The following is a 13,360-nucleotide window of genomic DNA, read 5'->3' on the forward strand; positions in this document are numbered from 1 at the left end:
GCCATAGTGAATGCTTAATGTACTGGCTAACCAATAAATAGCTGATGATTTTCCGACACCACCTTTTTGGTTGCCAACTGCAATGATTTTTGTGTTCATGTTTTTTGTGTTGAGTAAATGAGTGTTTGAGTAAATGAGTATTTGAGTAAAATACGATTTGAGTAATTGAGTAAATGAGCGAGGTGCGTAACCTATTTGAGTAAAATAGTAATTGAGCGTTTGAGTAAAATACGATTTGAGTAATTGAGTATTTGAGTATAGCAAAAGTACAAATATATTTTCATTAAAAAATATTATATTATTTATATATGAAATAAAGGTAATCTCTTTTCGTTATTTTAGTCGTAGTTAAGCGTAGCAAGAGGGAGGTTTTTAGCAGAGCTAAACCTTTGATTATCAATAGCATAGCTATTAATGGTGGTGACATTCAAAATGTAAATACTTGATTATTAATTATTTATCTCGCAAATCTGTCGACAATGGCCAAAAATGAATCAAAAATCACCAAAAGAGGAGATATTAGAATTTCGGAAGCAATTTTGGAGAAAACTAAAATAGCCGTTGCCGAACTGAATATTTTATTTGAAAATTATGAGAAAACAAGTTTGACGGAGCATCAAATAACCATCAAAGGACAGATACAAAAGGCAGATAAAACAATTAAAATACCTGAAAAACTAACCTTAAAAGTCTTTGCCGAAGCAGCTTTATTACATTTTATTAAGAACAAATACGACCCAAGATATTATCAAGACGATTCGATTGCCACGGCAATTAATCGCCTTAGAAATCATATTTTGGGTTTTATCGTAACGCAGGAAAACAAGTTAATTCGACCTTTTCAGCAAGATATTATTGCCATGAAAAATGAAATGAGTTTACTCAAAAAAAACATCGAATTTGACACCCAGACCGTAGAAGAAACCGCCTTAGAAACGCAAGGAACTTTGATGGGTTTAGTGCATATCTTGTTTGAAATGCTGGAAATCGAAAAGTCGGAAAGACCCAAATTAGAGAACTTATTACAGAAAAAAGGTATCGAATATATTGAAAATTTGAACAACAAATAAAATGTATTCCAAAGTAATCAACCCTGAAAAAGATGGTCGGATTGCCTTTAATAACAAAGGTAGCTCAGTCCGTTTGGGCAATTATTTGGAAAAAGAATTAGACTTGGCAAAGACTCCACATGGGAATGTTTTCTTTAATAATGAAGGCAGTTTTACGAAAGATGAAATGGTCAAAAGTATTGATATGAATGTCAAAGGTTTGACTGCTGATGATGATAAATTCTATTCTTTGGTGCTGAGTCCATCGCAAGCTGAGTTGGAACATATTAAAAATAATGCCTCGAAACTGAGAGCTTTTACAGCAAATTGCATGGAAAATTATGCTCAAAATTTCAACATAAAAACCAAAGATGGGAGTTTAAAAAAGTTGTCTGAAAAAGACTTGGTTTGGTTTGCCAATATTGAGTACGACCGAACTTTTAAAGGCGATGCCGATGAAGTAAAACGTGGGGAGAAAAAGCAAGGAGAGCGAAAAGAAGGTTTGCAAACGCACATCCATATTACGGTTTCGGCACGGGATAAGTCAATGAAAATTACATTAAATCCACGTACAAAAGACAAACAGCAGAACGCCGCCCGAAGGTTTTCCATTGTCGCTTGGAGCGAAAAGAATCAACAAACTTTCAATAGTAAATTTGGCTATGAGTCACCGAAAAAATCATTTACCAATCAAAGCAAAGAAGCCTGGAATAAAGTAATGAGTGTTGAAAGGACTTTGACAACTTTTGAGCAAAAATATGGCTTGCCCGATGCTGATTATATTAAAATTAGAAGTATGGCAGTTGCCCAAGATTATAGCCAAGATTTTAGAAAAAACTTGAAAGAAATTGGTAAAGAACTCAAAAAAGAGGGTGGTAAAAATGGGCTAAATTCAGAGCAATGGGAGCGATTAGGCAATTCAAAACCTGATGAAAGAAGCCAAAATATGGAGCAAGAAAAGGGAAATTCGTTTGATTTGGTCGGCAGTTTCAAGCAAGGTTTTCATTTTTTCAAAGGAGAAGAATTAGCAGAATTCGATGGAAAAGACTTGAAAGATACATTCCGCAAAGCTGGCTTTCATTTTAGAAAAAGAGTTCAGAAATCAACCGATAATGATATTTCTATTTGAATTCAAATTTTCATTAACAATTATTAAAAACAAAGAAAATGAAAAAGTATAAGATTCTATATTATATGATTGCAATTGCTTTGGTTGCAGTCGTTTTTGGAGAATGGTTTGTAATAACAAACTACGAAACTATGCCCAATTGGTTGATTTTGCAGTATCTCAAATTTGGCTTTTTGTTCAGATTTATCGCATTTATTTCGCTCCCAATGTTACTTTATAACAAGGAAGAATCGCTCATTAATAGATTTAATAAAAAAGAAAATTCTCCCGATAGTTTTACTTTTCGGCAGAAACAATGGCTCATTTTTAGCTATATTTTTTTTGCTTTTTTTGCCCTTTTTTCTATCAATTTAATAGGCATTTCTCCCCTAATTTCGTTATCTTTATACATCATTTTAACCATTTTAGGGCTATCTTTTAGCTTTTTTACAGAAAAACAAGCTAATAAGAAAGTGCAAATCCAAACCGATGACACCATCATTTTTAACCAATATTCAATTAATATTAAAGGAAAAAGTCATGATGGTTCAAAGGAAAAATGGCTAAATATTGTCAATACTTTTCGTGGAATTTTGGGTATAGCCGCCAACGGTGCAGGAAAAACAGTTTCGTTTGTTGAGCCTTGTATCGAGCAGTATGCCTTCAAAGGTTATGCAGGAATTTTGTTTGATTTTAAATTTCCAACACTTTCTAATATTGCTCATTTACATTTTGGCAGAAAAGAAGTTTTGAGTTTGCAAGGCAAAGAATATGAGTTGATTGAAAATCAGACAAAGTTTTATATCATTAATTTCACTGACATTGCTCGTTCGCATCGCATCAATCCTTTGAATCCAAAGTACATTAAAAATCAGATTTATGCCAAAGAATTTGCGGAAGCAATTATTAATAGTTTGCAAAAAGGACAGAATTACAATGACAAGTTTTTTACCCCTTCCGCTATTACATTATTGACGGCAATTATTTGGTTTTTGAAAAAGCATTATCCGCAATACTGTACTTTTCCGCACGTGGTCAATCTAATTGTGGGCGAATCTTACGAAATTTTGATAAAAAAGCTGAGAGAAGACGATGAATGTGCAGGACTTATTCGGAGTATTATTACAGCTATCGAATCCAAAGCAGGTAATCAATTGGCAGGGGTAATTGCCAGTTTACAAATGCCTTTTGGAACAATGAACATTCCTGAATATATGTATGTATTGTCGGGCGATGATACCACGATTGATGTTAATGAAAAGGATTACCCGAAAGTTATTTGCGTAGGAACTGCCCCCGACATTGCCGCCGCTTTATCGCCCATTATTTCTTTGATTTTTACAGTGGCTTTGAAGACAATGAATCAGCAAGACAAACACCATAGTTTTGCTTTAATGGACGAAGCGGCACAAATTTTCATTCCAAATATTGCCGATATTCCTGCCACCGCACGTAGTAATAAGGTATCATTTAATATCGTGGCACAGGATATTTTGCAGTTTGAAAGCATTTATTCAAAACCTGTCTCTGATTCATTAATAGGCAATTTGAATTATCAGATTTACCTAAAAATCGCCAATATAGAAACTGCCAAGCGAGTTTCTGCCACCATTGGTAAAGAAATGGAGGTCAAACGCTCCGAAAGTGTTAGTGCCAATATGGGCGTAAAAGGAGGGAGCAATAATGAAGGATTTAACTTTTCGGAAGCACAAACTGAGGTAATTTTGCCAAACCAAATCATGCAATTTAAAGTCGGTGAAATGGTTGGTATTTGTGAAGAAACTAAGCACCCAACTTTTCATTTGGAGGTAGAAAGAAATATTTTTTCAACTCCAAACGGCACAAATGGAAACTATGATAAAGAGGGCAGATTTCATACTTCTGACAGAAAAATCCCTGCATTTAATCAAAATATTGATGTACACATCATTGCCGAGAAAATCAAATTTGAATGCAAAATGATTTTGGTGAGTGAATCACCGAAAACGAACAAATAAATTTATGAAAAATCAAGAAAAACAACCAATACTCAGTCAATTAATCAATTTAGTTCTCAAAATTGTAAGAGAACAAACGCCAACTAAAGAAGAATTTAAAACACAAAAACCAAAGGCAATTTTCAAGATTTTATTATTGATTTTTGGTGTTTTGTTCTGCCTAATGTTGGCAGGAATAATTTTATGGTTCTATCTTTTGAGGGTCTTTTTAAAGATTTTAGGTAGCATTTTTCTTCTTGGTGCAGGGGCAGATTTTGTTCATAATCGTAGGCAGGATAGGCATTATGAGGAGAATGGAAGGTATTTTTGATGCGTGATGTTGCACTTTATGCAACCGAGTATAAGGAAACATTAGCCCCACCCACCAGCCGCACAAGACTTTGCCTAACACTAAATGCCTTTCCGCACATCCTAAAATCTGTTGGAGGCTCTGCATTAGGGCTTATGCCATTTATTGCGGTCGTTCCTTCCTGCAACAAATCGCAACGCACACAGATATTAGGCTTTACAACGCTACATTTTAGGTCAGGCAATGCCTTTTGGCTACGCACCCACCCGATTATTAAAAAGTCCTCAGGATGTGTTTTTCTCTCCAAAATCTCAATAATTTACGTATTTTTGTAGCTAAAATTTATTAAATTGTTCTAAGAATATTGAATAATTTGTAAACTAATACACGGATAATATTTACAGAAACTAAAAGCGGAGAACAAATTAGAGCGAATAGGTGCAGATAAAGGCGGATATTGGCAAATAATAACAAAACAAAAAGATTAATTAATAAGAAAAGATGTCATTAGACCAAAAGAAACAATTAGAACAACAACTTTGGAACATCGCCAACACCCTACGTGGTAAAATGGATGCTGACGAGTTTCGTGATTACATTCTCGGATTTATATTTTACAAATATTTGTCCGAAAAAATGCAACTCAATGCCAATAAGATTTTAAAAGATTCGGGCGAAGCTATTCAGTACCAAGACATTGACGAAGCCACCGACGAAGGAAAAGAATATCTACAAGCCATCAAAGACGAAACCGTTGAAGGTTTGGGCTTTTTCTTAAAGCCCTCCGAACTGTTTAGCAGTTTGGCAACCAGAGGCAAGCAAACCGAAGACGATGAAGACAACGAAGAAGAAACAAACACCGATAGCCTGGGCGGCGGCCGCTTTATTCTCGGCGACCTTGCCAATGTGCTAAGAAACATTGAGCAAAGCACCGCAGGAACTGACTCCGAAGATGATTTTAATAAACTTTTTGAAGACCTTGATTTAACTTCGTCTAAACTCGGTCGTACCGAAAAAGATAAAAACAAACTAATTTCAAAGGTATTGAGCCACCTCAATAAAATTGATTTTGAACTCGAAAACATCGAATCTGATATTTTGGGCGATGCCTACGAATACCTGATTGGACAGTTTGCCAGTGGAGCAGGAAAAAAAGCAGGTGAGTTTTATACGCCCCAGCAGGTGTCAATGGTACTTTCTAAAATCGTAACTACGGGCAAAACCAAACTTCGTTCGGTCTATGACCCTACTTGTGGTTCGGGTTCGTTGTTGTTGCGAGTAGCAAAGGAAGTGAAAGACGTAGCCTATTTTTATGGGCAGGAGTTGAACCGAACTACCTACAATTTGGCTCGAATGAATATGATTATGCACGATGTGCATTACTCTAAGTTTGATATTAAGCAAGAAGATACGCTCGTTCGACCGCAGCACCTTGACAAACGTTTTGAAGCAATTGTGGCAAATCCGCCATTTTCTACGCAGTGGTCGGCGAGTGCTATGTTTTTGACTGACGACCGTTTTAGTCAGTATGGCAAACTCGCACCGAGTAGCAAAGCTGATTTTGCTTTTATTCAACACATGATTTACCAGTTGGACGATAACGGCACAATGGCAGTTGTGATGCCACACGGTGTATTGTTTAGAGGCGGAGCAGAAGGACACATAAGGCAATATTTGATAGAAGACTGTAATTATTTGGATGCAGTTATTGGGCTACCTGCCAGTATTTTTTACGGCACGAGCATCCCGACAAGTATTTTGGTTTTTAAAAAATGCCGTGAAAACCCCGAAGACATTTTGTTTATTGATGCCAGCCAGCACTTTGACAAAGTAAAAACCCAAAATATTTTAAGCCCCGACAACATTGAGAAGATTGTTAGCACCTACCGAGAGCGTAAAACCGAAGAAAAATACAGCTACATAGCACCACTAAGCGAAGTAAAAGCCAATGATTATAACTTAAATATACCTCGCTACGTTGATACTTTTGAGGCAGAAGACAGCATAAACATTGCCGAAATTGCCCAAAAACTAAAAGATATTGATACCAGTATGGCAGCCACCGACCAAACTATTGCCAGTTTTTGTAAAGAATTGGGCATTGAAACACCGTTTTAAAACAAGGTATTTATTAGATTTTAGAAAAATCATTTTACAATCGTTTTACAATGAAAACAGAAGAAATAAAACAATTATTTTCACAATTTGAAGCTGCTGTTGCCGAAATTGAAGGAATTGAGTGTTGGAGTGCCAGAGAATTACAGGTATTATTGGGATATAGCAAATGGGAAAATTTTGAAAAAGTTATTCAAAAAGCAAAAGATGCGTGTAAAAATGCTGGTGAGCTAACCGAAAACCATTTTCCTGATGTCAGGAAAATGGTTGAAATTGGTTCTAATACAGAAAGGCAAATAGACGATATTGCACTAACCCGATACGCTTGTTATCTGATTGCTCAAAATGGCGATAGCCGAAAAGAGGCAATTGCTTTTGCTCAAAACTACTTTGCCGTGCAAACTCGCAGAGCCGAATTGGTAGAACAAAGACTTTTGGAATATGAAAGAGTAAAAGCCCGTGAGAAACTGAGCCAAACCGAAAAACAGCTTTCGGGTATATTATACGAAAGAGGGGTTGATAATCAAGGGTTTGCCCTTATTCGTAGTAAAGGTGACCAAGCACTTTTTAGGCTAAATACCCAAATGCTAAAAAAGAAAATGGGTGTGCCTGAAAATAGACCCATTGCCGATTTTTTGCCAACGATAAGCATAAAAGCCAAAGATTTGGCGGCAGAAATGACTGGACTAAATGTGCAAAGCAAAGATTTGAAAGGACAAAACCCCATTGAAAACGAACACATTGAAAATAACAAGGCTGTTAGAAGTATGCTCACCCAAAGAGGAATAGTACCCGAAAACTTGCCTACTGCCGAAGATGTAAAAAAATACAACGGAAATTAGATGGTGATGATAAAAAAATCTTGAAAGACACCAAAAAGAAAAAATGACAACACAAACGCCGTTTTGAAAATACGAAACACCGTCTCGTATTTTGCTTTTAGGTTATTTTTCTCGACAAAAATCTTGTATTTTTATAAAAACAAAATATTATGCTAAACGAACAAGAATTGAACTATTTGGAACAACAAATTCCGATTTTAGCAGAAACCGCTACCAAGCAAGCCTATTGGCAAACCCTTGCATCGGGCGATAAAGTAATGATTGCCGAAGATGGAAAACTAATTGAAGTTTCGCCTGATGGAAGTAGAAAAATTATCAAAGAGATTGAAAAACCAATGAAGGTAACGCAACGGTTTTATAAAATTGTACGATGATGGAAATACCAAGAATCAGAATGTTTGCGGGACCAAATGGCTCGGGAAAAAGCACCATAAAAGCGGTTGTTTCTGCCAAATTATTGGGGCATTATCTGAACCCCGATGAGATAGAAAAAGAAATAAAAGCAAACGGTTATTTGGACGTAAGAGGGTATAATATTCAAACAAATGTACAAGAAATTAGGACTTTTTTTGATAAACACCCTTTGATTGATAAAACAGAATTGGGCGAGTTTACCTACGAAATTAAGTATATTCAAGCTGAATTTATTGATTTTTCTAATGTTGGTATTGATTCGTATATGAGTGCGATTCTGACCGACTTTTTGAGACACAAATATTTAGAAACACACCAATCGTTTACTTTTGAAACCGTGATGTCTTCACCCGATAAGGTCGAAATCCTGAAAAAAGCCCAACAATTAGGCTATAAAACTTATTTGTACTTTGTAGCCACCGAAGACCCTTCTATTAATTTACTCCGAATAAACCACCGAGTGAAAACTGGTGGGCATCCTGTACCGACTGATAAAGTAATTACGAGGTATTACCGTTCGCTTGAATTACTTTCAGAAGCAATAAAATACAGCAACCGAGCCTTTATTTTTGATAATTCGGGCGATGCCAAAACTTGGATTGCCGAAATAACCAACGGTACGGATATTGAACTCCAAGTAAATGAAGTGCCGACTTGGTTTAGAAAATACGTATTTGAAAAATTAACCTAAAACTTAGTCTATACATAGTCTATACTTCGTCTATTATGCACACACAAACACCAAAATTACGCTTTCCAGAGTTTTCTGATAAATGGGAAGTGAAAAAGTTAGGGGATTTACTTGAATTTAAAAATGGAATAAATGCTGATAAAGAACAGTACGGAAGTGGTGCGAAATTTATTAATGTACTTGATATTTTAAACAATGATTATATTACCCATGATAAAATTATTGGTAGCGTAAACGTTGATAATCAAACACTTGAAAAATATTTAGTCAGTTATGGTGATATTTTATTTCAAAGGAGTTCAGAAACAAGGGAAGAAGTAGGCACAGCCAATGTTTATTTAGATGAAACAAGAACGGCAACTTTTGGCGGATTTGTAATTAGAGGAAAAAAAATCGGAGAATATAACCCTGTATTCTTAAATAAATTGCTAAAAACAGATAGTGCAAGAGATAATATTACGTCTAAATCGGGTGGTAGTACAAGGTATAATGTTGGTCAAGAAATTTTATCCTCAGTTGGATTATTATTCCCCCAACTCCCAGAACAAACAAAAATAGCCAATTTCTTAATAGCCATTGATGAAAAAATACAAGCCTTAAAACAAAAGAAAACCCTTTTGGAGCAATACAAAAAAGGCATCATGCAACAGATTTTTAGCCAAGAGCTACGCTTTAAAAATGATGATGGTGCTGATTTTGATGATTGGGAAGAGAAAAGTTTAGGGGAGATTTGTAAATTACAAGGAGGTTACGCATTTAAAAGCAATTTATTTAAAAGGGATGGAATTCCAGTAATTAGAATTTCTAATATATCAAATCATAATAATTATATTGATTTTGGGAATATAGTTTACTACGATAAATTAACTAATGCTGATAATTTCATTATTAAAAAGGGAGATTTAATAATAGCAATGTCAGGAGCAACAACTGGAAAATCAAGTATTTATAATTTAGATTTTGATTCATATTTAAACCAACGTGTTGGGTTGTTCAAATCAAAAACAAAAGAATTGTATTATAAATATTTAATACAATTTGTCTTTTCAGAGAGTTTTAATAAACAATTAGAAACTGTTTTAGTGGCAGGTGCTCAACCAAATGTTAGTTCAACTGATATAGAATCCTTTTTTATTCCTTTCCCATCATTACTCGAACAGCAAAAAATAGCCAGTTTTTTAACCGCCATTGATGAAAAGATAGAAAAAGTAAGCCAACAAATAACAGCCACCGAAAAGTATAAAAAAGGACTTTTGCAGCAAATGTTTATATAATAGCACAGAAAATGACACAACCCGAAGGAGAACTTGAAAATAAATTAATTGAGGCGTTAGTCAAGATGGGTTACAAATATGTACCTATCAAAGACGATACAGCTTTAGAGGCTAACCTCAAAAAACAGATTGAGAAACACAACAATATTTTACTGTCAGACAAAGAATTTACCCAAGTTTTAAACCATCTTAATAAGGGCAATGTTTGGGATAAAGCCAAAATTTTGCGTGATAAAATGCAATTGACCAAAGAAGACGGCAAAAGTGTTTATATCGAGTTTATCAATACTGAAGGTTGGTGTCAAAATGAATTTCAAGTAAGCAATCAAATCACGGTCGAAGGTAGTTACCAAAATCGTTATGATGTTACGATTCTGATAAATGGCTTGCCATTGGCTCAAATCGAACTAAAACGCCGTGGTTTACATATAAAAGAAGCCTTTAACCAAGTTAATCGCTATCAGCGACACTCTTATAATGCCAATAACGCACTATTTCAGTACATTCAGATTTTTGTAATTTCAAACGGTGTAAATACCAAATATTACAGCAATAACGCCAAACAACATTTCAATCAAACATTCTTTTGGTCCGACCAACAGAACAAACTCATAACCGATTTATTTGCCTTTACTGACGTTTTTCTCGAACCCTGCCATTTGTCTAAAATGATAACTCGGTACGTGGTATTGGCAGAAGCAAAAAAGATTTTGATGGTACTCCGACCGTACCAGTATTTTGCCGTAGAAACGATTATTGATAGAGTAAAAAACACGAATAAGAACGGCTATATTTGGCACACAACAGGCTCAGGCAAAACCCTAACATCGTTTAAGGCAAGCCAAATACTGATGAATCAGCCAGGAGTTCATAAAGTTGTTTTCGTGGTTGATAGAAAAGATTTAGATTATCAAACCAACATAGAATTTAACAGTTTTTCAGACGGCAGCGTTGATGGCACAGAAAACACAAACAAGCTCGTTCAGCAGTTTACCGATGATACAAAGCTAATCGTTACCACCATTCAGAAGCTACATAATGCTATTTCAAAAAAGATATATTTGGCTCGAATGGAAAAGCAAAAAGATAAACATATTGTCTTTATTTTTGATGAATGCCACCGAACCCAATTTGGTAAAACCCACAAAGCAATCAAAAGTTTCTTTACAAATATTCAAATGTTTGGCTTTACAGGCACACCGATTTTTAAAGACAATGCAGCTTCGTATGATGGTTTAAAGCGTACTACCAAAGATTTATTTGAAGAATGTTTGCATAAATACGTCATTACCGATGCTATCAAAGACAACAACGTTTTAAAGTTTTCGGTCGAATACGTAGGTAAATACAAACAAAAAGACAGCAAAAACGAAATTGATATTAACGTTGAAGCCATTGATACCAAAGAGTTATTAGAGTCTGATATTCGGATAGACAAGATTTCTGATTATATCATAGAAAACCACGACCGCAAAACCCATTCAAAGGCATTTACCGCAATGTTTTGCGTAAGTAGTATTGATATGCTTACAAAATATTACGAAGCTTTTGCCAAGAAAAAAGCCAATGGTAAGCATACTTTGAAGATTGCAACGATATTCAGTTTTACGGCAAACGAAGACGATAAAGATGCAAACGGTTTGTTAGATGCAGATATTTTAGACGATGCAGCACCAGTAAATTTACACAGCCGTGATAAGCTGGATAACTACATTGCTGATTATAATAAAATGTTTGGTACAAAGCACTCAACCAAAGATAGTCAAGCGTTTTATACCTATTATAATGAAATATCTATGCGAGTGCGAAAACGTGAGGTAGATATTTTGATAGTCGTAAATATGTTTTTGACAGGTTTTGATAGTCCGACACTCAGCACACTTTACGTTGATAAAAATTTAAAACATCATGGTTTAATCCAGGCATTTTCACGGACAAACAGAATTTTGGACGAGAAAAAATCACACGGAAATATTGTTTGTTTCCGAAATTTAAAAGCTGCCACCGATGATGCAATAACGCTTTTTTCAAACAAAGATGCCATTGAAGAAATCATATTGAAGCCATACAAAGATTATGTAGCACGTTTCAATCAAGTTTATAAAGATTTATTGGCAGTAGTTCCGACTATTGGTAGCGTTGATGATTTGCCGAGTGAAGTTGAGCAATTGGAGTTTATCAAGCATTTCAGGGAGTTGATTAAAATAAAAAACGTTTTGGGTACGTTTGCAGATTTCAAAGAAGAAGATTTGCAAATACCAGAGCAAGATTATGAAGATTATAAAAGTAAGTATCTCGACCTGCACGATAAAGTTAAGACCAGTACCCAAAAAGAAAAAGTTTCGATATTGGAAGACGTAGATTTTGAATTGGAATTAATTCACCGAGACGAAATAAATGTAGCTTATATTTTAGCTTTATTGGTCAAACTTAAAACAGCCACCCAAGCAGAGCAAGACAAGAAACGCCGAGAAATTACTGAATTATTGGAAGGTCAAGTGCAGCTCCGTAGCAAACGTAAGCTAATCGAGAAATTTATCAATGAGAATATTCCAAACATTACAGACACCAACCAAGTAGAAAATGAGTTTGAAGAATTCTGGAACATTGAAAGAGAAAAAGCATTGAGCGAACTTTGTGAAACCGAGAAGATTGATAATGAAAAATTAAGAAATGTAGTAAGTGAATATCTATTTGCTCAACGCCTACCACTAACCGCCGACATTGATAATATGCTTGAAGTAAAACCAAAGCTATTAGAACGAAAAGCAGTTTTTGCCCGAATTAAAGATAAGATTAATGAATTTATAAATACTTTTATTGAAGGAGTGTAAAATGAAAAAACTAATCACAGTTATATTCCTACTAACAGGAGTCAACACCTTTGCCCAAACCGACACTTTGACCGCCGAGCAAGCAAAAACACTCATTAATAAAGAAGTCATTGTATAAGCAAACGGTGCTGCAACAAGGCTTTTTGAGTAAAAGTACAAGCTCTAAAAATATGGCAACACGAAAATTATATAAACTAAATAGAATAAAATATCACAGATAATATATAAAATGATTGCACATTTGCAATTATTTTCATAGAATGAAACAAATACTTACTCGCATATTGTGTCTTTTCATGGCGTTTCAAGTGCTTTTTGCAAGCACTGGATTTGCAATGATAGAACATTTATGTAAAGTAAAAGGTAGAAAAACTTTCATTTTATCAAGTCCTCCTAAATGTTGTCCACAAAAAATGCTTAAAAAGGAAGAGAAATCTTCAAAAGCAAATTTTAAACGCACAAAGTGTTGTGAAGAACATTATACTTTTGTTCATATTAACACCGCTTCATCAAACGATAATCAAGCTTCACTGAGTATCCCTACTTTAAATGGAGAGTATTCTTCTTGTTCACCTATTTATGCCTTTAACTGGTCGAGTGAACCTGTATCATTCAAAGTAACACATTACTACAACACCGCTCCACCCAATGCAGGTAGAAAACTGCTCATACATATTCAATCCTTCTTAATTTGATGCTATTTATTGAACTTCTTGTGCCTATTTCTCAATAGGCTGTTTTTCTATT

The 13,360-nt window shown here is 34.9% G+C and carries 12 protein-coding genes; 11 read left to right on the forward strand and 1 reads right to left on the reverse strand.

Going from position 1 to position 13,360, the window contains the following annotated elements; translation table 11 throughout:
* Positions 1–479 precede the first annotated feature (479 nt).
* The 4 genes from ACH2CJ_RS03300 to ACH2CJ_RS03315 are packed head-to-tail and all read left to right on the forward strand — an operon-like array spanning position 480 to position 4,464.
* Positions 480–1,070 (forward strand): hypothetical protein, encoded by a 591-nt coding sequence (locus ACH2CJ_RS03300; protein WP_394990700.1) that lies wholly within the window; start codon positions 480–482, stop codon positions 1,068–1,070.
* Between the two features lies 1 nt (position 1,071).
* Positions 1,072–2,178: a DUF5712 family protein gene (locus ACH2CJ_RS03305; RefSeq protein ID WP_394990702.1), complete on the forward strand. Its 1,107-nt coding sequence runs from the start codon at positions 1,072–1,074 to the stop codon at positions 2,176–2,178.
* A gap of 38 nt (positions 2,179–2,216) precedes the next feature.
* Positions 2,217–4,154 (forward strand): type IV secretory system conjugative DNA transfer family protein, encoded by a 1,938-nt coding sequence (locus ACH2CJ_RS03310; RefSeq protein ID WP_394990703.1) that lies wholly within the window; start codon positions 2,217–2,219, stop codon positions 4,152–4,154.
* Positions 4,155–4,158: 4 nt separating this feature from the next.
* Positions 4,159–4,464, forward strand: a complete 306-nt coding sequence (locus ACH2CJ_RS03315; RefSeq protein WP_394990705.1) for a hypothetical protein — start codon at positions 4,159–4,161, stop codon at positions 4,462–4,464.
* A gap of 16 nt (positions 4,465–4,480) precedes the next feature.
* On the opposite strand, the gene ACH2CJ_RS03320 is transcribed toward ACH2CJ_RS03315, so the two are convergent.
* On the reverse strand, positions 4,481–4,750 hold the full coding sequence (locus ACH2CJ_RS03320) for a hypothetical protein (RefSeq protein ID WP_394990706.1): 270 nt from the start codon (positions 4,748–4,750) through the stop codon (positions 4,481–4,483).
* Positions 4,751–4,944: 194 nt separating this feature from the next.
* Between ACH2CJ_RS03320 and ACH2CJ_RS03325 the strand changes: the two genes are divergently transcribed.
* From ACH2CJ_RS03325 to ACH2CJ_RS03355, 7 genes are all read left to right on the forward strand, one after another.
* Positions 4,945–6,561 (forward strand): type I restriction-modification system subunit M, encoded by a 1,617-nt coding sequence (locus ACH2CJ_RS03325; protein WP_394990708.1) that lies wholly within the window; start codon positions 4,945–4,947, stop codon positions 6,559–6,561.
* A gap of 50 nt (positions 6,562–6,611) precedes the next feature.
* On the forward strand, positions 6,612–7,400 hold the full coding sequence (dinD, locus tag ACH2CJ_RS03330; protein WP_394990710.1) for a DNA damage-inducible protein D: 789 nt from the start codon (positions 6,612–6,614) through the stop codon (positions 7,398–7,400).
* A gap of 149 nt (positions 7,401–7,549) precedes the next feature.
* Complete coding sequence (locus ACH2CJ_RS03335) at positions 7,550–7,774, forward strand: hypothetical protein (RefSeq protein ID WP_394990712.1); 225 nt, start codon at positions 7,550–7,552, stop codon at positions 7,772–7,774.
* Positions 7,771–8,505 carry a zeta toxin family protein gene (locus ACH2CJ_RS03340; RefSeq protein WP_394990713.1) on the forward strand — a complete coding sequence of 245 codons (735 nt, stop codon included), beginning with the start codon at positions 7,771–7,773 and terminating at the stop codon, positions 8,503–8,505. Before ACH2CJ_RS03335 ends, ACH2CJ_RS03340 begins: the two co-directional genes overlap by 4 nt.
* A 35-nt stretch (positions 8,506–8,540) precedes the next feature.
* A complete protein-coding gene (locus tag ACH2CJ_RS03345; protein ID WP_394990714.1) occupies positions 8,541–9,779 on the forward strand; it encodes a restriction endonuclease subunit S in 1,239 nt (412 codons plus the stop codon).
* Positions 9,780–9,790: 11 nt separating this feature from the next.
* Positions 9,791–12,613 (forward strand): type I restriction endonuclease subunit R, encoded by a 2,823-nt coding sequence (locus ACH2CJ_RS03350; protein ID WP_394990715.1) that lies wholly within the window; start codon positions 9,791–9,793, stop codon positions 12,611–12,613.
* 260 nt (positions 12,614–12,873) lie between these two features.
* Complete coding sequence (locus ACH2CJ_RS03355; RefSeq protein WP_394990716.1) at positions 12,874–13,308, forward strand: hypothetical protein; 435 nt, start codon at positions 12,874–12,876, stop codon at positions 13,306–13,308.
* The last annotated feature ends 52 nt before the right edge of the window (positions 13,309–13,360 follow it).

This window comes from Emticicia sp., from assembly GCF_043780375.1.
In the GTDB taxonomy this organism is placed as follows: domain Bacteria; phylum Bacteroidota; class Bacteroidia; order Cytophagales; family Spirosomataceae; genus Emticicia.